Consider the following 23,788-nt stretch of genomic DNA (forward strand, 5'->3'; position numbering starts at 1 on the left):
GGTGACGTGTTGAAGGGAGGTCACCGGGCAGGGGCGTTCGCTTCGGTCATCGGGTTCGTCCTCGGTCTCCGAAACAGCTCGACCTGCTCGACCGGGTGCTCCCGGTCGGCGCGGTCAGCCAGGACATCCGCCAGGGCCCCGAGGCCGAACTCGGCGACCAACTCGCTGACCATCCGAAGCGCGGCGGCCCGATCGCCCGCGACGTGGGCGTTCCGGAGCTGCGCGACCTGATCCAGGATCGCGCGCTCATCGTCCTCGGCGACCTCGCTCATGGCGTTCAATTCTCCTCCACGCCTCCAGCGGCCCATCCTGTTACTCGCCGAGGGCGGTCCGGGCGGCCGAAGGGCGGGGCCGCGACGCCCCAGCAGCCGCGCGGCTAGGCAGCGTTACGAAAGGCGTGATCTCAGTCACGCAACCTACATACGGGGAGTGAGCTGCGATTATGCGGGAACGTCGGTTTGCCGCCGCCGCCCGGCGCGAAGTATATTCCATATCGTTCGGGCACCGACGTGCCTATGAGCCCTGGAGCCCTGGAGCGCAGAAGCGCCTGGGGCTCTCTTCGTTTCTAACGCATCCTGCCTGAGGCCCTCAGCTGAATCGCTGAGGGCCTTTTCTATGTCCTCTGGAGGTTCCGTTGCCCGTCCCGGTCCAGCTCGCGATGTCGCTGCTCACCGCAATGAATATCTGGCCGTTGGTGTGTCTTCTTCTCGCAGTGGTCACTGTTACGGTCATCGCTCTCATGCGTGCTGATCGAAAAGACATCCCGGAGGTCTTCGCTGCCTTCGCCCAAGCGTTCGGCATCCACAGGACCGCCGCGCGGCCCAAGGACTCGGAGGAGACTGGGATGCTTCGTCCTGCGGATACCGAGAAGCCGGGGGAAGAAGAAGCATGACCAGGAATGGTCGCCGTAGCGTCGCGCGGGGACGTCGCGTTGAGAAGGCTGCGACCGCGAATCTCGATCTCGCGTGGCTCTATAACAGGGCCACCGTGCGATATGGGGATGCCGAGGCTGCGAGACAGCTGCTTTATAGGATGGCTACTGCCGTTGCAGAAGCCACGTACTTCCAAAGCCCTGAGGTCGTGCTCGTCCGTCTTCGCGCCGCTGCCGACGAGCTCTGGCCATTGTCGGCCGACGCTGACAGACCCACTGAAGAACAGCTCCTGCTGCTCCTGTCGAGGATGTACGACAAAGGGGTCGGTCGGGGCGGAGAGCATGGGCTGGTGTGGTGCTCCTTCCACGGCTGGGTCGAAGGGGCCTGGCCGGAGTGGACGTCATGCGCCGAATGCCCCTGTCGGCTCCGCAGTTGTTTCCCTGCTCCGCACTTGGACCCACCCGGGCGCAGACCGATCTATTGCAGCAGCTCCTGCCGTCAGCGGGCCTACCGCCGCCGAAAGAAGGAAGGGAAAGCTGAGCAACCGGGTCTTCCTGACGGGCAGCGTGGCGACCAGGACTTGAGTTCCCAGCCTTCTGATCCGTAGTCGGATCCAACTCGCTAGTCGGGTCCGACTACAGGCACGGTGCTGTGCATTACGCCGTCCGACGATGTGGTCGGGCCTGGCGGCCTATCGTGTCGGGTATGTGGCTGTATGCCGTATGGGGGTGCGTGGGCGCGGCCGTCAACTGCGGGGTGGTGTTCCTTGAGGCGACTCAGAGGGTCAAAGGGTGGCCGTGGCCTCGACCCAAAGGGCCGGGGGCAGGCCCGTACGCGGTGTCGGTTGTGGTGCAGCTGGGTATCGGCGCCGCGACCGCCGCGGCGGTGCTCGACAGCGGGCTGATCGTCACCACCGTTGCCGCGAACGGCTTGGCCTTCGGAATCGGCACGGCCACCCCGGTGGTGGTGAAGAAGATCAGCCAGTACGTGGGAAGACTCGTGCCCGGACAGGACGAATCCGATAAGGACGACACCGGTGAGAAGAACCGCGGTGGCCCGGGGGTCGTGTCATGAGCGTCTTTCGCTTCGGCCGTGACCTGCTGGCGGCGCTGGCTGGGTCCACCCCCGCCTTCACTCCGATCGCGACGGAGGAAACAGGCGTCGCGCGCCGAATCCTGGCGGCGCTGGCCGGGACGACTCCGGCCTTCACCCCGGGACACCCCGACGAGTATCGGCCCCACCGTGACACACAACCATCGGTTGCAAGTGGTGACCCTGCCGCTGCGCGGTTCGACACCCCTAGTGAACTGCCGGTCGAAGTCCGCCCCAGAGCGGACTTGCGCCCGAGAGCGGACTTGCGTGGCGCGAACCTGAGCGGCACAGACCTGAGCGGCGCGGACCTGTTCGGCGCGAACCTGAGCCGCGCGGACCTGATCGACGCCAACCTGAGCCGTGCGGACCTGTTCGGCGCGAACCTGATCGACGCCAACCTGAGCCGCGCGAACCTGATCGGCGCGAACCTGATCGGCGCGCGCCTGTTCGGCGCGAACCTGAGCCGCGCGAACCTGCGCGGCGCGAAACTAAACACCGCGCGCCTGGTCGACGCGAACCTGTATGCGGCGAACCTGAGCCGCGCGTACCTGTATGCGGCGAACCTGAGCCGCGCGGACCTGCGCGGCGCGAACCTGCGCGACACGGACCTGCGCGGCGCGGTGCTCAGCGACGCAGTCCTGCCAGCACTCGACCGCTTCGTCAGGGTGTGGTGGTCGGATAAAACCGATTGGGGGCGCGGCGCAGAAGAGGTACGTGCGCGCTCAGTCCAGCGCGGCGACGGCACTTATATCTTGAACCCCTTCCCTGGATAGCAGGAGGATCTGCTCGTTAACGTCAGGACCACTGCGCGTCCCCAATCGGTCCCGGGATGTGAGTGGCCCAGTGTGATTTCGAGGCGGACGGCGGTGGCGCGCTGGGCCGCGGTGAGGCCCGGCATGGTGTCTGGGGTCGGGTGATGTCGGTCGTCGGGGTGAAGGCCCCTGGGTGCGAAAGGGTTTTGAACCCAGTGTGACCATCAGCGCCGCTGGGCGCGACCGATCGGGGTGCATTCCCCTTCCCCACCGCAGGTCTGGCTTCTGGTGTGGCGAGGGGCTTCGTCGCATTCGCCGGAGCGGCCTCCCGGCACGTCACGGGCGAATGGTGGCCGTCTGTTCGAAGGGGGCACCAGGCCGGAGGGTGGGGTGGTGACGAATTCCTGGGTGTGGAGGATTCGGTGGATCGTCAGGCGCTCGTTGACGCCGGGTTGGATCCGGATGATCCGGAGGAGTGGGCTGCGCAGCGCTGGGTTCAGCTGGTGCTGACCTTGCGAGGGGTCGAGTTGGGTTGGCGCACACCCGATCCCGGTGATCCTGCACTGCGTCGCGGGTGACGTGTTGAAGGGAGGTCACCGGGCGGGGGCGTTCGCTTCGGTCATCGGGTTCGTCCGCGGTCGGTGATGACGGTTATTCCGTTGGGGCCGTTGACTGTTGCGGTGCCGCCGATCTGGTTGACCATCTCCATGGCGTCGTGCATCACGGCCGACCGGAGGAAGTCGTCCCCGCTCGACGCGGCCTCCGTCCCGGGGGGCGCCGTGGTGTCGGGTGGGTTGTCTTTGCCCAGGAGTTCGTGGTTGATCTGCTTCTGTCGTTCTCGCAGCGTGTCGAGTCGTTCGGTGTGTTCGAAGGGCTTGCCCAGACGTTGTTCGGAGCGTTCGCGTTCGGTGCGTTCGGTGGCGAGTCGGCTGGTGGCGATGTCGAGCCGTTTGTCCAGGCCGTTGATGGCGTTCTCCAAGCGCAACATCACCCCGGTGCCGCCCTTTTCGAGGACTTTTCGGTCGAGGGTGACGTAGAGGTCGGTGCTGATGTCGGAGAAGACGACCGAGACGAGGGCGTCGCGGCCGGTGGGGACGTTGCGGGCGTCGAGGGAGAAGCCCGCGATTTCGGCCACCCGGTGGTCGGCGAATTCCTTCCACACCGCCCGGGGGTCGGCGATCAGTTTGAGCAGGCGGGCGGCCAACACGTCCCCGGCGTCGCCGCGGTTGTCGTAGACGCGTCCGCTGACCTTGGCGGCGAAGGCGTCACCCTTGGTCGGGGTGCGGAGGGCGATGGCCCGGGTGTAGGCGTCGATCTCGGCTTCGAGTTTGGGGATCACGTCGTTGGCTTCGCGGATGCGGATGTTGAGCATGGACTGGCTGCGTTGGTGGGCGCGGCGCAGGCGTTCGAGTTTGGTGACCTCAATATCGACCTCGGCCTTCTCCAGGACCAAAGGGTTGCCGGAGGCGATGGCGAGGGCTTCGTTGGCGTTGAGGGCCGCGTCGCCGATGTCGTCGATCTCGCGGGCGGTCAGCGAACCCTTCATGAACTGGTTGACCATGGCCGCTTTGCGGGATTGAGCCGCCCACATGCGGGCGTCGAAGGTGCCTTCGGTGACCACGCGCGCGACCGCGATCTCGGGGTTCTGGTTTCCTTGGCGGATGCCGCGGCCGTCACGCTGCTCGATGTCGGCGGGCCGCCAGGGGCAGTCGACGTGCAGCATGGCGACCATGCGGTCCTGGATGTTCACCCCGACACCCATCTTGGAGGTGGAGCCGAACAGGAACTGGATGCTGCCGTTGCGGGCCTTGGTGAACAGGCTCGCTTTGCCCTTGTCGTTCTTCGCGTCGTGGATGTAGGCGAACAGCTCGGGCGGGGCGCCCCGCGCGATGAGCCTGGTCTTGAGCTCGTCATAGGCGTTCCACTCCTCGCCGGGGGTGCCCAGATCGCAGAACGCGACGACCAGCCCGCCGCGGCGGGGGTGGGGTTGCCCGTCGCGGCCGAGGTAGACCCGATCCTTGGCCGCCGCCCATTTCTCGAACATCCAATCCGCCGCCGCCTCGAGCTTGAGACCGAACTGGTCCTCGCCGATCGAGTCCAGACCCCCCTCGACGGCCGCGACGGCGACACCGTCCATGCCGTCGAGCACCGGAGTGTCGCGGCGGTGCGGGTCGGCGCTGGAATCGGTTGCGCTGGAACCGAGTCCGAGCGCTTTGACCAACCGCAGATCCAAGGCGGCGGCGCGGCCGTCGGAGGAGATCTTGAGCATGTTGTCGTCGCGCGGGTCGACCTCCCGGGACCGTACCCGCAGGGCGCGGTCCCCGAGGTCTCGGACGTACGCGAGCTGGGTGTCGGTGGCGGGAACGGAGATGACTTCCGGGGCGCGCTGCCCGTCGGCGCGGCGGGCGAGCTGGGGCACCGGAAGGTTCAGGTCCTCGGGCAGCTTCACATCGGCGGCGACGTGGAAGATGCGTTGCAGCTCGGGCACATTGCGGAAGCCCACGAGCCGGGTCTTGAGTTTCCAGGAGTTGCCGTCGACCGACATCTCCAGCTCGGTCTTGGGCTTGCCGAAGGTGCCCGCCCACTCGTCGAAGGTGCGGATCCCGGCTTCTTCGAGCAGGTCCGGGCGCAGGTACCGCTGCACGACGTATGCCTCGGTGATCGAGTTCGCCAGGGGGGTGGCGGTGGCGCCGGTGATGGCGCGCCCGTTGTGCTTGTCGCGCAGGTATTCGGTGACCATGTGCAGTTTCTGGGCGCGCTGGCTGCCCGCGATGGCGGCGGACTCGATCTGGGTGTCGGTGGCCAGGTTCTTGAAGTCGTGCAGCTCGTCGACCACGAGGTAGTCGATGCCAGTCTGCTCGAAGGTGATGCCGGGATCGGTGGGGCCGCCGAGCTTTTTCTTCAGCTTCTCCTCGGATTTGAGGATGGCGTCCTCGATGCGTTTGACGGTGGTGCGCTTGGCGCCGCTGGCCATGAGTTCGGCCAAATATTCACGGCGGGGCTCGATTTCGCGGTCGAAGTACCAGTGCGCGGTCTCGCGGGAGACCTCGAGGCGCTGGAAGCTGCCGCGGGTCAGGATGATCGCGTCCCAGTCGCCGGTGGCCGCGCGGGCGACGAACTGCCGCCGCTTCTCCCCGGCCAGATCCTCGGTGCCCGCGGCGAGGATGCGCGCCTGCGGGTATGCCTGGAGGAACTCGCGGGCGAACTGGTCGAGCATGGAGTTGGGCACCATGATCGCCGGTTTGCGGACGAGCCCGAGGCGTTTGAGCTCCATGACGCCCATCGCCATTTCGAGGGTCTTGCCCGCGCCGACGGCATGGAACAAGCCGACGTTGGGTTCGGCGATCATGCGGGCGACCGCGGCGCGCTGATGCGGGCGCGGGGTGTAGACCTTGGACAGGCCGGGCAGGCTGAGCGTCTTGCCGTCGGCGTCGTAATTGCGCAGAACCAGGTTGTTGAAGCGGCGGTTGTACTCCGCGCTCAACCGGGCCGCGCGAATGGGGTTCTCCCACACCCATTCGGAGAATCGTTCGTTGAGCTGCTCGGCCTTCTCGTTGGCCGCTTCGGTCTCGGTGGGGTTCGGGATGGACAAGGTGCCGTTCTCGTCCGGGTCGTAGACCCGGATCGGAGCCTGGCGCAGCAGGGCTTGGGCGAGCTTGGGCGCGGGGACACGGGAGGTGCCGAACTCCTGGGTGGACAGGACGCCGCGACGGCCGCCGCTGACCTTCCACTCCCCGGTCTTGGGGTGCTCGACGGTGATCGTGTCGTCGTTGAGGACCTCGTTGAGGAATGCCTGCACGTCGGCTGCGTCGATCCACACCGCGCCCAGGCGCGCGTCGATCTCGGCGGGACCGAGATCGGGGGGGATGACCGCGGTCAGCGCGGTGACGTTGTCGCTGTAGGTCTCGGGGTTCTCCGCAGCCGCCTCGCGGGCCCGGTCGAGTTTGGCCCGCACGTTGCCCGACAGGTACTCCGCCGCGGGCACGAAGCGGCCCTCGGCGGCGGGGTCGGGGTAGATGAGACCGCGGCATTGGACGCGGGCCTGCTCGTCGTCGACACCGAGCAGGCCCGCGATCACCGGGAGGTCGATGTGGCCGTGGGTGTCCAGGCAGATCGCCACCGCGTCCTCGGCGGTGTCGGCGCCCAGGCGGGGGCTGCGCGGCGCGACGACGCGCTGACGCATGATCGCCATCTTCACCGCGGTGTCGGTGGTGGCGTCGTAGTCCTCAAGCGCCAGCACGACCGGGGCGTGCGGGTCGTCGCGGAACACCCGCATCACGGGGGGCCGCCGCACCGACATCACGGGCTCCCCGGCGTCGTCGACGCGTCCGGTCGGATGCCAGGAGCACCGGTTGATCGCCCCGAATCGTGCGGTGTAGCGGTCGTAGCGCTGGTTGAGCTGGGCGCGCAGGGCCGCGATCTCGTCGGTGTCCTCGGCGTCGGCGGCCTCGTGCTCGAGCAGCGAGAGCGCGGTGTCGCGCAGGCCCAGCAGGGCCCGCAGTTCCTCGGCCTGGGTGCTGGGCACGGTCAGGTCGTGGTAGGTGCCGTCGTTGTGCAGGGCTTGGAAGCCGCGGGGCGTGGCGCGGAGATGACCGGGGAACTGGTTCGGGTCGCCGGGCGGCGCGGCCGCGGCGCGGCGCTCGCCGGGGGCCAGCTCCCGCGGTTGGTGGGCGATCCCCTCGGCCAAGGCCCGCTCGGCGATGTGGTCCAGGGCGGTGCGCAGTTGCGGTTCCAGATCGCCGGTGGCGAGTACCTCGACCGCCAGGCCGCCGTAGACGCTGGTGCCCGCGCGCAGCTCGCCGAGTACGAGTTCCGGGTGGCGCAGGAAGTACTCGTTGACCGACACGGTGTCGGTTTCCCCGTGTCCGCGTGCCAGGGGGAGTTCGGTGCTGGTCGCCAGTTCGAAGGGGCCGCCGAGGTGGCGGGGGTCGCCGTCGCGGCGACGCAGGATGAGGATGTCGGTGACCACCGCGGTGCCCGCGACACGGCGATGCGCGCCGCTGGGGAGCCGGATCGCGCCGAGGAAGTCCGCGTGGTCGGCGATGTCGCGGCGGGCGGCGGGGTTCTTGTTGTCCATGGTGAAGCTGCTGGTCACCACCGCCACGACGCCACCCGGGCGCACCAGGGCGAGCGATTTGAGGATGAAGTGGTTGTGCATGGTGTGCTCGCCGGTGTTGTGGACCGGGTCGTGCAGCCGCGCCGAGGAGAACGGCACGTTCCCGATCGCGGCGTCGAAGTGCCCTTCGGGCAGGCGGGTCTCGGCGAAGGACTCGACGCGGATGTCGGCGTGGGGGTAGAGCGCTTGGGCGATCCGCGCGGTGGTGGAGTCGAGCTCCACCCCGGTCATGCGTACCGCGTGCGGGGCGTGACCGATGAATGCGCCTGCGCCGCAGCCTGGTTCGAGCACTCGGCCGGTGGTGAGGCCGAGACGCTGGAGGTGGTCCCACATCGCCCGCACGATCATCGGGTCGGTGTAGTGGGCATTGAGGACGGTGCGATTGGCTTGCTTCCAACCGTGCTCGCCGATCAGGGTCCGCAGTTCCGCGGCGTCGTCGCGGAACTCCTCGCGCCCGTCGTCGAAGATCTGCGCCGCCGCACCCCAGGAGGTCCATTTCGCCAGTGTTTCCCGCTCGGCGGGGGTCGGGGCGCGATTCTCGCGCTCGAGCAGCTGCACGGTGCGGATCGCGGCGAGGTTCGCCTCGACCCGCCGCCGCGCCGACTGCGGCACCTCCACCTGGGGTGCGGGAAGCCGCTCGTCTCGCCGGAACCCCGCGCTCACGGGCACGGCGGCGTCGACGCGCCCACGAGCGACCGGCACGGCCCCGGCGTCGGCGTCGGGTTCGGCGGCGGGGCCGGGTGTGGCGGCGGTGTCGGCGTCGGCACGGTCCGGGGTCTCGGGTCCGGCCGCCGCCTCCGGTGCGGCCGCGACCGCGGCCGAGCCGGTGTCCCGGCCCTGCGGTGGTGTCTGCGGCACCGGGGCTGGCGCAGACGAATCCTGATGTGTCTCTGCGGGTTCGGCGGAAATGGACGGCGCGGTCTGGGGTGCCTCGGCCGCGAGGGGGGTAGGGGCGGCGGTGTCGGGTGTGGCGGTCGCCCCGGTCTCGGTGAAGGGCAGACCGAGTCGGGTCAGCGCGGCGCGCAGGTACCCGACTCGTCGGGTGCGCACCGCGAAGTCGGTGGCCCGCCGCTGATACCAGAACTGTTGCGGGCGTGACCACTGGAATTTCGCTTCGTGCAGCGCCTGCCGGAGCGCGAGGTTCTCCTTGTCGGTGTTGCGCACCAGCGTGCCCTCGGCGGTGTGCTCGATGAGGATGGGTAGCGGAGCCGCCGGATCCCCCGGATCTCGCGCCGGGGCGGCGGGTTGGCGCGGATCGCTCTGCGGAGCAGTGAGATCCGCCGCGGCATCGCGGTCGTCGGATTCGGTGCGGGGCTGGGGGGCGGCGGGGTGTTCGGTCACATAGGCGCGAAGGCGGGGCATGACCTCGCGCGTGGGGAGCGAGGGCGTGATCGGCTCGGATTCCTCGTCGGCGCCGGAGCGGACGACCCACGCCGCGGTTCCGCCCTGGGGTTCGAGGAAGAAGGTGCGGTCACCGACGGTGACCTGGGCGAGGCGGCCGACGACTCCCTCGAACCGCTCCTGGGGGCCGGACAGTCCGAGCTCGTCGACCACGCCGGCCACCCGGTCGATGCGGGAGTGCATACCGGCATAGGTGCTGCCGTCGAAGGGGTTGACGAGCGCGGCGCGGTCGACAAGCGCGTGCGCCTGATCGAAGCGTCCGGCACGCAAGTGCTCGGCGGCCTCGCTGATCATCGGGGCGGTGGTGTCGGCGCGCTCCTGCTGACGCGCCTGGACCGAGGCCGGGGTTTCGTCGTAGAGGTCGGGCCGGGCGCGCAGATAGCACTCGACCCACAGCCAGGTCGGCCCGAACCGGTCGCCCGCCGACAGCGCCCGCAGCGGGCCCTCGGTCAGATAGCGGGGCGCGCTGGCGGGGTTGAAGATCTCCTGCGGGCGGTTGTAGCCGCCGTAGGCGTATGCCTCGTCCTCGACGGTGCAGCGCAGTGTCGCCAGTTCGATCGGGGTGAACAGCGCGTCGGCCTGCGCCAGGCGCTCGGCCTCGGCAGCGCTGGTCGCCGTGCCGACCAGACGAGCGCGCGTCCACTCGGTCGCCGTGCCGGGGGTCTCGCCGCGGCGCGCCTCCCAGGTCTGCACCCCGTCGATCAGGTAGTGCCGTCCTCCGGCGGCCACGAGGGTCGCGGGCGCGGCGGCGGGGGCGGGTGCTACCGCGGGGGTGTCGGCCTCGCGGCGTCCTGGCGCGCCAGGATCTGCGCCAGTTGCTCGCGTTTCTGCTGTTCGGTCAGTCCCTCGTGGTCGGCCAGCAGCCAGGTCACCTCCTCGACCAGATGCGGGTACCGGCGGTCCCACTCGGTCGCCTCGGGGCTGCCCGGTTCCATCTCCAGCCGCTGCTCCACCGCTCGCTCCTCCTGCCGCATCACCAGCAGGTCGCGCTCGGTCGCGCTCGGTTCCGGGTCGTCCTGGCTCTCCGGCGGCATCGAGTACAACAGCTCCGCCAGCGCCGCTTCCAGCGCCTGGGCGCGCACCGTGGTCAGCGTCCCCACCCGCTCCAGGTAGTCCTGCCCCGGCGTGATCGCGTCCGCTTCGAGCTGGGTCGAGATCTGCGCCACGCGCTCGCTGATCCGCTCGGCCAGCTCCCGGAAGTGCGTCTCCGGATCCTCCAGCGCCGCGGTCGCCTGCGGCAGGTACGTCGAGTAGTACGTCCTGACCTGATCGATGATCATCGCGCTCGTTGTCCTTTCGGGTGTCGACGGTCGAGGGCGCCGGGTCCGGATCGCCCCACAGATCCAGGCTGAGTTGGCCTTCGCTCTGCATTCTTCGCATTCGCCGCCCCATGGTCGCCTCCTTGCTGGTGGCGGGGCGGGCGATCCTCACCAGCCCCAGTGGATCTGATGTATCTGAAGCATCTGATGTATCTAAAGCATCCGTTCGGGTTACCAGGCGAGCAGCCCGGGTAAACTGTGGCGTGCATCCAATGTATCTAATGTTGCGAGAGCCGGGGAGAGCCTCACCCAGCGACACCTCGGGACACTCGCGCCATTAGATGCGACCGCACCTTTAGATACAGTGGAACCCCGCGGGTGCGGTCGCACTCCGACCGCGCGGCCCGCGATGCCGACGAGGAGGAAGGAACCAGCTGTGGCCGATACGCAGTCCGGCGCGGCGGGGGGGCGTCGATGGAGCCGGGTCAGCTTTTCGTGCAGCGACGAGGTCTGGTCCGCCGCCAAGGAGACGTGGCTGAAGCAGCAGCGCGAATATCCGACGTGGGCGAGGTGGCTGGAGGCGGCCATGGCCGAGAAGACCGCGCGCAAGCGCGACGAACTGGGCGTGACCGAGTTCGAACCGGGCCCCGATCGGCTGCCGCCGGGGCGGCGGGTACCGCCCGAGCCGGCGGGAACCCGGCCGCGGCGCTCGTTCAGCTGCGACGTCGAGGTGTGGAACGCGGCCCGCAGCGCCTGGTGGGCGGAAGTCGAGGTGTACCCCGCGTGGTCGGACTGGGCCGAGGAGGCCGTGCGCGAGAAGCTCCCCGAGGACGAACCGGCCGCGACCACGGAGAGGGTCTCGTCGAAAACCCCCTGAGGAGAAGGGATCAGCAGATGGCCAAGCAGGACCCGACCCCGCCGGTGTCGGCACCGTGGAGCACGCAGACCACACCCCCCACCGTCCGCCTCGGCGCCGGACCCCCGACCAGCGGCGCGACCGCGCCCGGTGGTGGGGGAACCAACGACCGGGCAGCGGCGGAAGCCCGCCCACACCCGCACCCTCCGGCGGATCCGGCGGCCCCGGTGCCCCCGACCGCTCGCGACTGGCGCCGCGACACGGTGCGCCCGGCCCCAGGGGGAGGGTGGCGACGGGCGCTGTACCGGATGTCGGGCGGGACGCTCGATCCCGGGGAGAGCCCGGCCCAGACCCGCGCCCGGGAACTCGACTCCCGCATCCGCACCGCGATCGAGTCCGAATTCCGGATCGGGTTCGTCCAGTTCAAGGGCGGATCCGGGAAGACGACCACCGCCCTGGGGGTGGGCAGCGCCTTCGCGGCATGCCGCACCGACGGCGTGATCGCTGTCGACCTCAACCCCGATCGGGGCAATCTGGCGCGGCGCACCGCGTGCCGCACCGACACCTCGACCCTGACTCTGCTGGCCGCCCCGCGTCCGCGGCGCGTGCAGGACATCCGCGCCCACACCCGGCCGACCCCGGCGGGCCTGGACATTCTGGCCTCGACGGCGGACCCGGCGACCGGCGACAGCCTCTCCGCACCGGACTACCACCGCCTGGTCGAGCTCGCGGGCGAGTACTTCCCGCTGATGCTCGCCGACTGCGGCACCGGGATCACCCATCCGGCGACCCGAGCCGTCCTCGACGCCGCCGACGCTCTGGTGATCCCGCTCGACGCGAAGGACGACTCGGCCGCGGAGGCGGCGGCCACGGTGGAGTACCTGTACCACGCCGCCGAGGACCCGGTGAGCGGAGCGCCACTCCTCGATGAGCGCGACGAACCGCGACGGCCCTACCGGAACCTGTTGGCGCGGACGGTGGTGGTGATCTCCCACCAGCAGCCGGGGCGGCGCAGGTTCGACACGACCGCCGCGGTCGGCTGGTTCACCCAATGGGTGCACGCCGTGCACGAAATCCCCTACGACCGCCACCTCGACGAGGGCGGGGTGATCGACCCGCAGCGGCTGCACCCGCGCACACTGCGGGCCTACCGCATCCTCGCCGCGACCCTGGCGGACCTGGTTCCGAGGAAGCACTCCCCCGCCCTCGGTCCGCTGCGCTCCGCTGAATAACACTCCGCCGATCCATTCGACCCACCGCATCATTAGATGTTTTAGATACACTCGAATAACTCGAATCATTCGAAATGAGCGAATCCCGAGGAAGGGAGCCTCGAAGATGGCCGACACACTCACATCCGGGCCACAGCCCGACACTCTCGTCGCCGCGATCGCGGCGACGATCACGGCGTGGCGGGCGCAGAACCCGACCGCCGCGGAGATGCCCTCGTCGGTGCGCCGGGAGATCTCCCGGGCCGTGCGGACCGACGCCCGCGCGCAGCAGTTGGATGCGCAGATCACCCGCATGCAGGTGGAGCTGGAGATCCTGCATCACCAGAAGGCCCTGGTGTCGCTGGGCGGCAAGCCCGACGCCACCCGAGATCGCCCGGCCTACGAGGCGTGGGCGCGCAAGAACGGCGCCCTGTCGGACGCCGCACTCGCGCTCGAACGCCGCATCCACGACCTGCCCCACCTGAGCGCGACCGACCGGGGGCGGGCGCTCCAGGCGCTAGAGCACGCCCACACCGTGCCGAGTGCCGCGGTGCGGGTGAGATGGGAGGTGGCCGGTCCGACCGACGCCCTCACCGCTCGGGTGGCCGAGAAGGTGTCGGCCATCCGCATGGGAATTGCCACCGCGGCCGCGCGGGTGCGCCGGTTCGGGAAGTTCTGGGTGGCCCAGCAGCAGGCCGATCTGATCGCGGAGCACCGCACCCGCCACGGGCAGGGCTGGCTGACTCCGGGCCAGGCCGCTTCGCTCGCCGAACTGACCACGGCGGCAAAGAGTTTCGATGCCGCCGCGCAGCACGCGCGGATGGCCAAGGACACGCAAACCGATCTGGCCTCGCGGCTCGACGCCTTCCAGGCGGCGCTCACCACCACCCGCCAGATGGGCGTGTCCCCCGACCGCATCAACGACGCCCTGCTCGCCGCGCGCACCGAGGCCCTTCAGGCCGAGGCCCCCCAGGAACAGAGTCTGTGGTCCAAGGTGCAGGCCGCCGCCCGCGGACCACTGACCCCGCCCGCCGCCGCGGCCGCGGGCACGGACACGTTCGCGTTCGGCACGGCCCCCGCGGCCGACCGCTCCGTCCCGCTCGCCGCCGCGGCCCGCCGCGCACGGTGAAGCGACTCCCCTTCTGTCCGAGCACGAGTCCGAGGAGGACCGATGTCCCAGCCCACCGAGCCCACCGGCCGGAAATCACCGGAAACGATCCACGTCACCGCCCGCTACCTCGAAACCGTTCTCGACCAAGCCAACAGCGTCGCCGAGGAGACCTCCTACCTCGAGGTGGACGAGAACGGCGCCCTCGTGCGGGTCGGACCCGACGAGGCCACCGCCGAGGCGGCCGCGCACGCGGAGGAACAGCTCACGCGATATCTGCGCGAGCACCGCGAGATCCTGGGAGAGGAGCGGCACTGGCGGAGCTACTACGCCGAGTTCGATCACGCCGCCGCCCTGACCTCCCGGCCCGCAGACGCGGACGGGCCACGAGAGTCGTTGCGCGACGACGTATCCCGTGACGAGAACGGCCCCCCTAGGGGCGCCGACCAGTCCCGGCGAGGCCGCGAGGACACGAGCGCCACCCGTGATGCGGCGTTGCCGATGGCCGGGCAGGCGGGCGCCGGTGGTCCGTTGTCCTTCCCGGCGACGGCAGGGCCCGACCACCGGTTCGCGTTCGGCGCGCGTCCGGCCGTGGGGGCCGCCTCGGCTGCCCCGGCCGTCGGGCGGGCGCGGTGAGCGCGCGGCGAGCAGGGGCCGCGACCCTCGTGGCGGACCTGGTCTTCGTCATCGGGTGCCGCGGCCGCGCCCTGGGCGCGGAAGTGCGGTACTGCCGAGCGCTGCGGCTGGCGCTGCTGGCCAGAGCCCAGGGCCGCGGATGGCGGCGGGTGCTGCGCACCCTGTTCTCCACCCACGCCGTGACGACCGCCCGCATCGGCGGGCACTGGTTCCTGATCGGACCGCAGGATCCCCGAGCCCTCGACCGCGTCCCCGAGCGGGCGCGCTGGGGGTGGTACATCTGCGGGCCCAGCCTCGACCGCCGGATCACCCCGCCGCTGAGCTGGGAGGAATCGGTGCCCGGCTTCCTCCCCGCGACCGCCCTGAACTACTGCCGCGAATGGGCGCAGGCGAGAGCCAGCGCCGAGGAACAGCAGGTCGCGTGATTGCGGCCGCTCGCCGGACCTGCCACACTACCTTTAGATACATTCGAACGCCGCCTCACCGAGGCACCGACGACCAATGAGGAGGTCGGATCGCGATGTCGATGCTGCTGGTGTACCCGGTCGTCGCCGTGCTGGTCGCGGTCGTGGTGATCGCCGTGAAGGTGGCGCACCCGAACCCCACCCCCGCGCGGGGTCGTAAGCGGGCGGGCCGGACGGTGCTGGGAGTCGTGGGCGGTGTTCTCGGCGCGGCCGTGGCCATGACCCTGGCCGGGTTGGCCGGAGTGGCCAAGCGCAACTGACGCAACTGATCGGCCTGGCCGGGCCGAGGTCGCGCCCGTCTTCGCTTTAGATACATTAGAAACATCAGACCCATTAGCACCTCTGGAGGTGGTGCGTCGTGGCTGAGAATCCCGTCGCTCCGTCGTTGGTCCGGATCACCCGGGCGCTGGACGAGTGGGCATTCGAAAACGACCGTCCCACCGGGCCCGCGTCCCGTCGCGGGCAGTGGACGATGTACCACTGCCCCGCCCACGACGACGAAGACCCGAGCCTGGGGGTAATCCACAACCGGGACAAGGGCAAAACGATCGTCCGATGCTTCACCGGCTGCCCCGACACCGAGATCCTGGCCGCTATCGGCCTGCCTGCCGCGGCGATCTGGGACCGACAGTGGGTACGCGAGCCCGGCACACCGCCCCGCCCGCGCCCTCCCCGCCCGGACCCGCCGGAGCGCAAGCGACCGGCACGCGATCCCTCGAAGCCGTCGAAGAAACAGCGACTCGGCAAGGTGGTCGGGCCCCGCTATCAGGCCGCGATCTACCACTACACCGATGAGCGCGGCCATCCGATCGGGGAAGTCCTGCGGATGCACGTCCCGCACGAGCGCGGCATCGACAAGATGTTCATCCAGCGGAGGATGGACGCCGGTGGCCGCTGGCTCTACGGCGGGTTCGAGCCGGTGCTCTACCACCTTCCCGAGGTCGCCCAAGCCGTCGCCGACGGCGAGGAGATCCTCCTCGTCGAAGGCGAGAAGGACGCGGACCGGGCGCGGAGCGCGGGGCTGGTCGCCACCTGCAACGCGATGGGGGCGGGCAAGTTTCAGCGCGAGCACGCTCGCCAGCTCACCGGTGCGGCGCGGGTGGTGATCGTCGCCGACCGTGACGAGGCGGGCTACCGGCACGCCGCTGGGGTCAAGCTGCTACTGACGGGACGGGTGCGAGAGGTGGTCGTGGTCGAGGCGGCCACCGGCAAGGACCTCAGCGACCATTTCGACCTCGGTCACGACCTCGATGATCTCGTGCCCCTGACAGATGCCCAACTCGAGCAGGGCTTCCCCTCCGCCGAGGAAATCCTCGCCCACGCCGAGAAGGCCATGGAAGGGGTGTTCCGACGGTCGTTCGACCCTCAGACCGGATGGCGGTGGCAGTGGGCCCCCGACGCCGCCGCCCCCGCCGAGAGAGGGCCCGCGACCTCCGTGCACCACCCACAGAATCCGGAGACGACCATGCCCCCCACCACAGCGGCGCCTCGCGAGGGCGTCGAGATCACCGTCTACACGAAACCCCAATGCGCGCAATGCGATGCCACCAAACGCACCCTGGACAGTTGCGGGTTCGCCTACCGGGTCGTCGATGTCACGCAGGATCCCGCCGCGCGGCAACGCCTGCGGGACATGGGATTTCAGGGCGCGCCCGTCGTCGAGGCCGGGGACATCCGGTTCTCCGGGTTCCGCCCCGACCGGCTCAAGACGCTGCCCGGGGTGATGCGCGCCGAGGTGGTCGCGGAACAGGAGGCGGCTGCTGCGCAGCCGGGGTTTCGCGACCCCGCCGAGGCGGCGGATCGCCTGAGCGTCGACGCCGTGCAGCAGTGGGCGGGCCCGTACCTGCGCGCCGCCCAGCGGCGCGGCGAGATCCCGGAACTGGGCTCGGCGCAATGGACGGCGTTGCCCCACGGCGATCCCCGCAAGACCGGGGCGGTGGTGCAGGCGGCCCTGCGCTGGGTGCGCCAGGCCAGCGGGCCCGACGCGACTGCTCCGGCGCCACGCACCCAGAACGCGACGGCCACGGCAGCCCGGAACACCGGCGCGCGGCCGACCTTCGCCGAGCTGCAAGAGGCCCGCCGCGGGAACCAGACGCTACGAGCGGCCAGCGGACCGCTGACCCCGACCACCACCGCCACCACCGCCGCGACCGGCGCTCCCCTGTCCCCGGCCGCCGCGGCGAACACCGCCGCCCCCGCGCCGCGGCGGACACCCGGCCGCGCACGCTGACAGAAAAAGGGGAATCAGGATGAACACCCACACCGATCGCTCGGTCCCGGCCTCCGGACGCTGGACTCCCGTGCTCTCGCCCGTGCCCCTCCCCGCACCGCCCGACCCCGGGCCCGCGCGGTCCGATCCCGCGCCCTCGACCGGCACCGAGGCCACGCCCGCCGCCCGCCGCCCCCGGCGCCTGGTGCTGGGAATCTCGGCGGCCGTGGGCGCGCTCGGCCTGGGCGCGCTCGCGCTGGGGCTCAGCAGTCTGGGGTCGACGCGGACCGCACCCCCCGCACCGCCGAGCGCCGCACCTGCGGTGGCGACCACCACGACAGCGGATTTCCTGGCGGGCGGGCCCTGTCCGAACACGGTGGACGGCGCGGTGCATCGCGGGAACGGCCCCGGCGGCACGGTCGGTGCGGTCGCGGTGATCTTCGCCTTCCAGCACGCCTACTACGACGCGCGCTCCGGGGAGCAGGTCCGGGCGCTGGTGCTGCCGGACGCCCCGGTGTCCCCGGCGGCCACGATCCAGCAGGGCATCGACACCATCCCCGCGTCCACGGCCTACTGCCTGACCGTCACCGAGCACCAGCCCACCCACTTCCTGGTGGAAGTGTTCGAGCGCAGGCCCTCCGGCGAGACCAAGACCTACCGGCAGAACGTCACCACCGTCGACCGTGACGGACGCACGTTCATCGACTCCATCACCAACGCCGACAGGTGAGCACCTGCGCGAGAAGGGAGGGCCCGCACCATGACCGTTCCAGTTTCCGATCGCGACGAGTTCCCGGAACCGCGCATCATCGTCCACGAGACCCCGGTGGTGGACGCCGGAACCCTCATGAACGGCACCGGCGTCCACTATCTGGACTTCCGCACCAACCCCGCCGTCCTCAACCAGCCCGTCTACACCGTCCTCGGACATACCAGCGACCCCGAGGGGGACCGGTGGGTCGAGCCGAGCAGCTCCGCCACCGGCTATGTACTGGTGAATCCCGTGGGCCGCCGGCGGGTGGACGCGCTCACCCGGCCCGGCTGGTACGTCGCCGACGAGCAACCCATCGGCGAGGACGTCGACTTCTCCCGGCTCGGTGAGCAGGCCGCAGCCGCGGGCCTGCCGCCGATCGTGGATCTGGACGCCAACTTCGTCCGCGCCCGCGCGCTGCTCCCGCACCGCACCGACGAGTTCGCGCACCGCTGGGCGCAAGGCTGGCACGCCAGCGGTGGCCGCTTCGACGCCTCGGACCTGGCGGACTGGGAAGCGGTGATGCACCAGCGGTTCGATTTCACCACCGCGGATCGGTTCCTCACCCGCCTGGTCGTCGAGCTGCGCACCGAGATCGAATACGGGCTCGCCCGCGCCGAACGCCTCCCCGTGCCCGGCCCGGGACTTCGTTTCCCGCACCTCGTCAAGGAACCTGTCCCGCACCGTCGACCCCGACCAGACCCGGGAGCACACGGACCTCGGGGAAGAGGCGCCACCGCGGCGCGACCGCATCACGCCCACCCCCGAGCGTGATGCGGTGCGCGCGGCGTCCGGCCCACTCACCGTCCCGCCCGGCGGCCGTCCCGCCGCACCCGGCGCGCCCACCGCTCCCGTGGCCGCACCGCAGACTGCGGCCGCACCCCGGCATCGGCGCGGCCACTGAGCCTCACACCCGAGAACCCCCAACCTCCACAGACAAGGACACTGAGATCATGCCCAGCCCGACATCCCTGCACGACGACGTGATCGCCTACGCCGCCACCCGCACCACCCCCTCCCCCGAGAAGATCGCCGACACCGTCGAAGCTCTCGTCGAGAACTGCCAGGACCGTGCCCGCACCGCCGCGGCCGAAGAGAACGCTCTGAACGGCGGCACCTATGCCCCCACCGTCGTCGGCATCGACCACACGATCGTGCCGCTGCTCGCCGCACCCGTCGAGTACCTGGTCAGCGTCGTGGTGACCATCGAATTCCGCGCGGTCCTGTAACCCGCACCGACCCATCCGGGACCGACCCCGAAAAAGCAATGCCTCACCGGCGTCGATCCGGTGGGGCATTGCTGTGATTCAGGATCGAGGGGCATCCAGGATCGGCAGCATCGGTGCGGAGGGTCAGCGCCGCCACTGGATGGGATGCTTGCAGAAAAGCCCGTCGATGGACTCTCCGGCCCGCGCGGCGCGGTCGTATTCGACCAGGCACTGGGCCAGAGCGCTGCGCAGCGCTCTCAGCGCGCCCTCGCCGGGGCCTTCCCCGGAGAGGTTTCGCTGGCCGTGCGCAAACTCTTTGGACACATCGACCGGCCACGGCGCGCGGGTGAGGAGGATCGCGTTCGGGTCGGCGCTGATCAAGCGGCCGAACCTCTCGCCGTAGCCGGTGGTCACGGCGACCAGACCCGCGTGCTCTGTGAACACGATGTCCGCGCCGTGGTCGCGGTTGCCGTAGGGCGGCACGATCCAGCACCGCCAGTCGTCGAGCACCACGAACCGGTCACCGAGGGATTCGACCACCGCGTGGGCGCGCTCGAACCGCTTCTTCGGTCGGACCAACCGTATCCTGCGGGAGACGGGGAGTTGACGGAACTGCTGGGCGGCCTCGACGAGGATCGCGGTGACCTTCTCGTCGAACTCGGTACGCCAGCGTTGCTGGGACTGCTGGGTGTGGTCGAGGAATTCGGCGTCGCGGCGCGCGGCGGCGACCGCCTGGTCGAAGCTGCTGCTCATAGCCCTGCATCATCCGCCCACCCACCGACACGTTCGCCCAGGCGAACCCGTGCCGGACGCGAGCAGCGCGAGCCGGTCACGGAGACCGCGCGGCCGCGGTGACCGGGCCGGTCGGTGTCGGTCGGTGACCGAGGTGGTCAGTGAGCCCGGCCCCTGCCCCGGTTGCGGGTGTGCGTCGCGGCGGGCTGGGCCGGGGGCGGGGTGCGGCGCCGGGTCTTGGCGTGGGACTTGGCCTGCGCAGGCGGTGTCAGCGGAGCTTGAGCCGCGGCGGCCGCGGTGCGCGTCGCCTGCTGGTGTTCGTCGTCGGCGGCGCCGTGGTCGCGCGCGGCGTCGGCTCGGTGGTCGGCCGCTTCGGCGTCCGCCTCGGCCTGCGGTTGTGGTGCCGCGGTGAACGGGACGGTGATGACGCTGCCGTCGCGGTCGACGACGAACACGGCGTCGTCGACTTCCGCTTCGGGCGTGGGTGCGGTGGTCTCCTCGGTGCGGGCCTGTGCGTCGGCGACGCCGGCGGCGGCCGTGTGCTGCGCGGCGTGGGCCCGCGCGTGGTCGGCGTCGCCGTCGAGCAGGCCGGGATATTTGCGGGCCAGCAACGCGTCGAAGTCGTCGTCGATCTCGCCGACCAGGTGCGCGGCGCGGGCCCGGTCGAACGGATCGTCTGGATCGGCGGTGGTGAGCCATTCCTCGGCGACCGAGCGGCGTGCGTCCTCCTCGCTGCGGGTGTGCGCGTCGGCGGCGTGGCCCTTCTTCGCCGCTTCCCGCATCGCCCAGGCGGCGAACCCGCTGGGCGCGCGGATCCGGCCGTTGTTGAAGTCGATGGCCGCGACCGCGCCGATCAACATGTCCGGGTCGGCGCCCTGCGCGACAAGCGCGGCGAACTGATTCTCGGCGACTTCCCGCCAGCGAGGATCGTCGAGGACCCGATCGGGCACTCGGCCGCGCAGCCGGTCGGCCAGCGGCCGGGTCGCATGATGGTCGTCGGACTCGGCGCGCGACTGCGTCGGCTCGGTCGGCTCGGCCCTGCGTTCCCGCCGCCAATAGTCGATCAGGGTGGCCTCGTCGCTGCGGCGCGCGGAGACCGAGTCCGCGTACGCGTACCTCAGAGACCAGTCGTCGTACCACTCGGGCCGGTGCGCCCGGACCCATTCCAAGGCTGCCGGGAAATCCCCTCCAGTGGCCTGGGCCCACTCAGTGATCAGCTCCTCCTCGCTGGGCCGATTCCCGGCCGCGGGCGCGGCCGCGGCCCGCTGCCAGGCCGCGAACCGGTCGGGATCGGTCTCCTCCAGCCAGCGTTGGGCGGCCGCGAGCCGGGCCTCGTGTCGCCGGTCCTGGGTGTGCCGACGTCGACGCAGGGCATCGTCGTGCAGATCGTCGGCGTTGCGTCGCAGATCGTCGACCGCCTCGGCCGTGGGGTTGGCGCGCAGCCACTCGGTGACGCGGTCGGCGAGGTCCTCGGAACCGACCACGGCCTCGGCGTGATGGTCCTCCCATCCGGCCTGGACACCGACGCGGCCGCGCGAGAGCGGGGCCACTCGGATCGTCATGCCGGTGTCCGGGTGCCGTTCGGCGTGGATGCGCCCCTCCTTCTCCGCGGTATTCCATTCCTCGGCGTCGGCGCGACTGAACTTGGCGACCGCGTGGCGGGACAGGACCGCGTTCTTGCGGGCGACGTTCTCGGCGTCATCCCAGGCGGAGCGGCCCCGCTGCTCCCGCAGTTGGCGCAGCACGCTGGCGAGCGTGCGCGCTGCCAACGCCATGCGCATGGTGTCCTCACGGGGGATGCCCATCACGGGCGTTTCACTGACCGGCTGGTTCATCGTCGGGGTTCCTTCCTAGTGGGGCGGGACGGCAATTCACGGACGCCGCGGACCGCGGGTAGGTCGCGACGGCGTTCGCCCGGCGGCGCGGCCGGAGCGGGGCGCGGCGCGGCGGTGGGCGTGTGCCCGGTGCCCGCCGGGGCGTGCCGTGGTGGGAGCTGACCCGGAACAGCGCCGGTGGCGTCGCCGTGCGCGCGCACGAGGCTGGCGGCGTCGCGGGCACCGCGGGCGGCGGCGATGCGCTGGTGCTGTTGATGCCAGGCCGCGATCTCGAGCAGCAGTTCGGCGATGGCGAGACCGAGCTGCACGCTCGGGTCACGTTGCAGACCGCGCCCGGACAGCACGCGGACCGCGGCGAGGTCGCGGGAGACGCCGCGGAGTTCGGCGGCGAGCCGTCCGGCGGGAACGGCGGTCACACCGCGAGGGGTGCGGGCCGCGCGGTCGTAGGCCCAAGCCGCTCGTGAGAGCGGGCCCTGGCGCGCGGCACCGTCGGCGATGGACGCCCAGCTGCTGATGACGTCCTGGAGTTCGCGCGCCACGGCCGCGACGTCGGCGCGTCCGCCGCGCACCGAGGTGGTGACCGATCGGACCCGCGCGGCGCTGTCGCCCAGCACCGTGTGCGGGGCGCGGGTCGTCTCGGCGGCGGCCGCCGTCCGCGCTCTGCCCGAGTGGCGGGGCGGGCTCGCCGACCAGCGGGCGGTGACTCGTGGCCACGACAGGTCCGCGCCCAGGTGTCGGCTGGGCGCGAAGAAGATCGGCTCGCCGGTCTTGGCCGACACATCGCCAGGGGCGGCGACAGCCCACCCCGTGATCGTCCCGGCGGTGTCGTATTTGAGGTCGACGAGCATGCCCGCGTCGCGGAGCCGGGCCACGAATTCGTCGCTGCTGGTCGCGATGGCGGCGGTCTCGGTGATCATCTGCCGCAGTTGGATCCGGGCCGCGGCGCCGGGGGTCGTGCGCAGCATGCCCTCGTCGCCGGCGGCGCGACGGCGCTCGGCCTTCTCCTGCTCTCCGCGCGTCGGGGTGGGGACCGCCAGCGGATCGTTGATGGCGGTCAACCGCAGCCCGAGCGCGTCCTCCCAGCGGCGCGCGACCCGGCGCACGGCCTTCCAGTCGTTGTCGGGGTAGAACCGCTTGCCGGTGTCGGCGCGCACGAGCACCGCCGCGATATGGATGTGGTCGTTGCCCTCGACGGATGCGCCGTGGTGCACCGCGATCCACCGGCACGCCCCGGCGTCCCCGGCCTTCGCGATCCCGGTCTCGTGCAGCATGTCCTCGGCGATGCGCCGCCAGGTCTGCGGGTCGAGTACGCCGTCCTCGACTCCGATGGCCACCGGCAGATGCCAGATGTAGCCGTGCTTGGTGTAGCCCGGCTGGCCGGGCTCGGGCTGCTCGGTCGGCAGGCCGATCGCGTCCGACAGGGCGGTGACCGCACGCGCGAGTTTCCCGATCTCTCCCGGCGCGAAGTCGAAATCACCGGGACCGTCGCGCAGCGGCTGGAGATCGTCGGGATCGGACTGCCACGCCGCGATCACCGTGGGGTTGGTGTGCTCGTTGTACTTGCCCGGCGAGAACAGATACCGCACGAGCCGCTGCCCGTCCCATCCCCGGATCGCCTTGCCGATCACAACGCACCGCTTCGGAGCTGGCCGACCAACCACGCATCGATCCGACTGTTGATCTTGCGGGTGTAGGCCAGCACCGCGTCGGCGTTGCGACCGAGGTCACCGGTGGAGTTCGCGTGCTTGGCGACATCGTTCACATTCCCCGCGACATTGCCCAACAGGCGACGCAGCTCGCGAACCTCGGCGATGAGGATCTCCACCTGACCGCTGGTACGAACAGCCGTGCCGTTGCGCTGGGCGGCGAAAGCTTTCGCGGCCCCGACCGCCGCCTTGGCGATGAACGCGCCGGGCTTCAACCCGACAGTGGCCGCCGCGGCGCTCACCAGCGCCCACTCGGTGGGCGCGAACAGCGTTTCGTGGCGGCGCGTCCGCTTCTCCACCGAGTGAGGCCGATGGCCCTGCCTGGTCTTCGAGGGCACTTCACGTCCTTTCGCTACCGAGCGCACTGGTGCGCTCGCCGGTCCGGCAGCCGCCTGCCGGACCAACCGATGGAGCCGGACCGCAGGTCTGGATACATCGGAGACTCCAGAACCTATGGAGGCTTTAGAAACACTCGAACCACTTCGAGTGTGGCCCGCGCCCGTCCCCGGGCGCAACCCAAAACCCCGGGGTTTTGGGATATCTTGCTCACCGGAAAAGGCTGGTCAGGCACCCTGCGGTA

General features: G+C 70.6%; 20 protein-coding genes. 13 read left to right on the forward strand and 7 right to left on the reverse strand.

Going from position 1 to position 23,788, the window contains the following annotated elements; genetic code table 11:
• Nucleotides 1-20: 20 nt before the first annotated feature.
• A complete protein-coding gene (locus ACWDSJ_RS28240; protein WP_450035452.1) occupies nucleotides 21-272 on the reverse strand; it encodes a hypothetical protein in 252 nt (83 codons plus the stop codon).
• 386 nt (nucleotides 273-658) lie between these two features.
• On the opposite strand from ACWDSJ_RS28240, the gene ACWDSJ_RS28245 reads away from it, so the two are divergent.
• From ACWDSJ_RS28245 to ACWDSJ_RS28255, 3 genes are all read left to right on the forward strand, one after another.
• Nucleotides 659-892 carry a hypothetical protein gene (locus ACWDSJ_RS28245; protein WP_450035453.1) on the forward strand — a complete coding sequence of 78 codons (234 nt, stop codon included), beginning with the start codon at nucleotides 659-661 and terminating at the stop codon, nucleotides 890-892.
• Nucleotides 893-1,718: 826 nt separating this feature from the next.
• Entirely contained in the window at nucleotides 1,719-1,946 is a 228-nt protein-coding gene (locus ACWDSJ_RS28250; RefSeq protein ID WP_450035454.1) for a hypothetical protein, read from the forward strand.
• Complete coding sequence (locus ACWDSJ_RS28255; RefSeq protein WP_450035456.1) at nucleotides 1,943-2,737, forward strand: pentapeptide repeat-containing protein; 795 nt, start codon at nucleotides 1,943-1,945, stop codon at nucleotides 2,735-2,737. The genes ACWDSJ_RS28250 and ACWDSJ_RS28255 overlap by 4 nt, the downstream gene beginning before the upstream one ends.
• A 598-nt stretch (nucleotides 2,738-3,335) precedes the next feature.
• Here the strand turns inward: ACWDSJ_RS28255 and ACWDSJ_RS28260 are convergent.
• Together ACWDSJ_RS28260 and ACWDSJ_RS28265 are read right to left on the reverse strand one after the other, a co-directional pair.
• A complete protein-coding gene (locus tag ACWDSJ_RS28260) occupies nucleotides 3,336-9,962 on the reverse strand; it encodes a helicase-related protein (RefSeq protein WP_450035458.1) in 6,627 nt (2,208 codons plus the stop codon).
• Nucleotides 9,963-9,994: 32 nt separating this feature from the next.
• Nucleotides 9,995-10,513, reverse strand: a complete 519-nt coding sequence (locus ACWDSJ_RS28265) for a hypothetical protein (protein WP_450035459.1) — start codon at nucleotides 10,511-10,513, stop codon at nucleotides 9,995-9,997.
• Nucleotides 10,514-10,928: 415 nt separating this feature from the next.
• Between ACWDSJ_RS28265 and ACWDSJ_RS28270 the strand changes: the two genes are divergently transcribed.
• From ACWDSJ_RS28270 to ACWDSJ_RS28315, 10 genes are all read left to right on the forward strand, one after another.
• Nucleotides 10,929-11,369 (forward strand): hypothetical protein, encoded by a 441-nt coding sequence (locus tag ACWDSJ_RS28270; RefSeq protein WP_450035460.1) that lies wholly within the window; start codon nucleotides 10,929-10,931, stop codon nucleotides 11,367-11,369.
• Nucleotides 11,370-11,386: 17 nt separating this feature from the next.
• The gene (locus ACWDSJ_RS28275; RefSeq protein ID WP_450035461.1) at nucleotides 11,387-12,580 is read left to right on the forward strand and encodes a MinD/ParA family ATP-binding protein; all 1,194 of its coding nucleotides are present in this window, start codon (nucleotides 11,387-11,389) and stop codon (nucleotides 12,578-12,580) included.
• A gap of 106 nt (nucleotides 12,581-12,686) precedes the next feature.
• The gene (locus ACWDSJ_RS28280) at nucleotides 12,687-13,688 is read left to right on the forward strand and encodes a hypothetical protein (RefSeq protein ID WP_450035463.1); all 1,002 of its coding nucleotides are present in this window, start codon (nucleotides 12,687-12,689) and stop codon (nucleotides 13,686-13,688) included.
• Nucleotides 13,689-13,730: 42 nt separating this feature from the next.
• Nucleotides 13,731-14,303, forward strand: coding sequence for a hypothetical protein (locus ACWDSJ_RS28285; RefSeq protein ID WP_450035465.1), 573 nt, complete (start codon nucleotides 13,731-13,733; stop codon nucleotides 14,301-14,303).
• Nucleotides 14,300-14,728 (forward strand): hypothetical protein, encoded by a 429-nt coding sequence (locus tag ACWDSJ_RS28290; RefSeq protein ID WP_450035467.1) that lies wholly within the window; start codon nucleotides 14,300-14,302, stop codon nucleotides 14,726-14,728. The genes ACWDSJ_RS28285 and ACWDSJ_RS28290 overlap by 4 nt, the downstream gene beginning before the upstream one ends.
• A gap of 95 nt (nucleotides 14,729-14,823) precedes the next feature.
• Nucleotides 14,824-15,027, forward strand: a complete 204-nt coding sequence (locus ACWDSJ_RS28295) for a hypothetical protein (protein ID WP_450035469.1) — start codon at nucleotides 14,824-14,826, stop codon at nucleotides 15,025-15,027.
• Nucleotides 15,028-15,125: 98 nt separating this feature from the next.
• Nucleotides 15,126-16,997: a glutaredoxin domain-containing protein gene (locus ACWDSJ_RS28300; RefSeq protein ID WP_450035470.1), complete on the forward strand. Its 1,872-nt coding sequence runs from the start codon at nucleotides 15,126-15,128 to the stop codon at nucleotides 16,995-16,997.
• 19 nt (nucleotides 16,998-17,016) lie between these two features.
• Nucleotides 17,017-17,706 carry a hypothetical protein gene (locus tag ACWDSJ_RS28305; RefSeq protein WP_450035472.1) on the forward strand — a complete coding sequence of 230 codons (690 nt, stop codon included), beginning with the start codon at nucleotides 17,017-17,019 and terminating at the stop codon, nucleotides 17,704-17,706.
• Between the two features lie 30 nt (nucleotides 17,707-17,736).
• The gene (locus ACWDSJ_RS28310; protein WP_450035473.1) at nucleotides 17,737-18,501 is read left to right on the forward strand and encodes a hypothetical protein; all 765 of its coding nucleotides are present in this window, start codon (nucleotides 17,737-17,739) and stop codon (nucleotides 18,499-18,501) included.
• A 179-nt stretch (nucleotides 18,502-18,680) separates the two neighbouring features.
• Complete coding sequence (locus ACWDSJ_RS28315; protein ID WP_450035474.1) at nucleotides 18,681-18,956, forward strand: hypothetical protein; 276 nt, start codon at nucleotides 18,681-18,683, stop codon at nucleotides 18,954-18,956.
• A 123-nt stretch (nucleotides 18,957-19,079) separates the two neighbouring features.
• On the opposite strand, the gene ACWDSJ_RS28320 is transcribed toward ACWDSJ_RS28315, so the two are convergent.
• From ACWDSJ_RS28320 to ACWDSJ_RS28335, 4 genes are all read right to left on the reverse strand, one after another.
• Nucleotides 19,080-19,688: a hypothetical protein gene (locus ACWDSJ_RS28320; RefSeq protein ID WP_450035475.1), complete on the reverse strand. Its 609-nt coding sequence runs from the start codon at nucleotides 19,686-19,688 to the stop codon at nucleotides 19,080-19,082.
• A gap of 137 nt (nucleotides 19,689-19,825) precedes the next feature.
• On the reverse strand, nucleotides 19,826-21,502 hold the full coding sequence (locus ACWDSJ_RS28325) for a hypothetical protein (RefSeq protein ID WP_450035476.1): 1,677 nt from the start codon (nucleotides 21,500-21,502) through the stop codon (nucleotides 19,826-19,828).
• Nucleotides 21,499-23,130 (reverse strand): relaxase/mobilization nuclease domain-containing protein, encoded by a 1,632-nt coding sequence (locus ACWDSJ_RS28330; protein ID WP_450035477.1) that lies wholly within the window; start codon nucleotides 23,128-23,130, stop codon nucleotides 21,499-21,501. Before ACWDSJ_RS28330 ends, ACWDSJ_RS28325 begins: the two co-directional genes overlap by 4 nt.
• A complete protein-coding gene (locus ACWDSJ_RS28335) occupies nucleotides 23,127-23,507 on the reverse strand; it encodes a hypothetical protein (RefSeq protein WP_450035478.1) in 381 nt (126 codons plus the stop codon). Before ACWDSJ_RS28335 ends, ACWDSJ_RS28330 begins: the two co-directional genes overlap by 4 nt.
• Nucleotides 23,508-23,788 lie beyond the last annotated feature (281 nt).

Source organism: Nocardia sp. NPDC003482 (assembly GCF_053588115.1).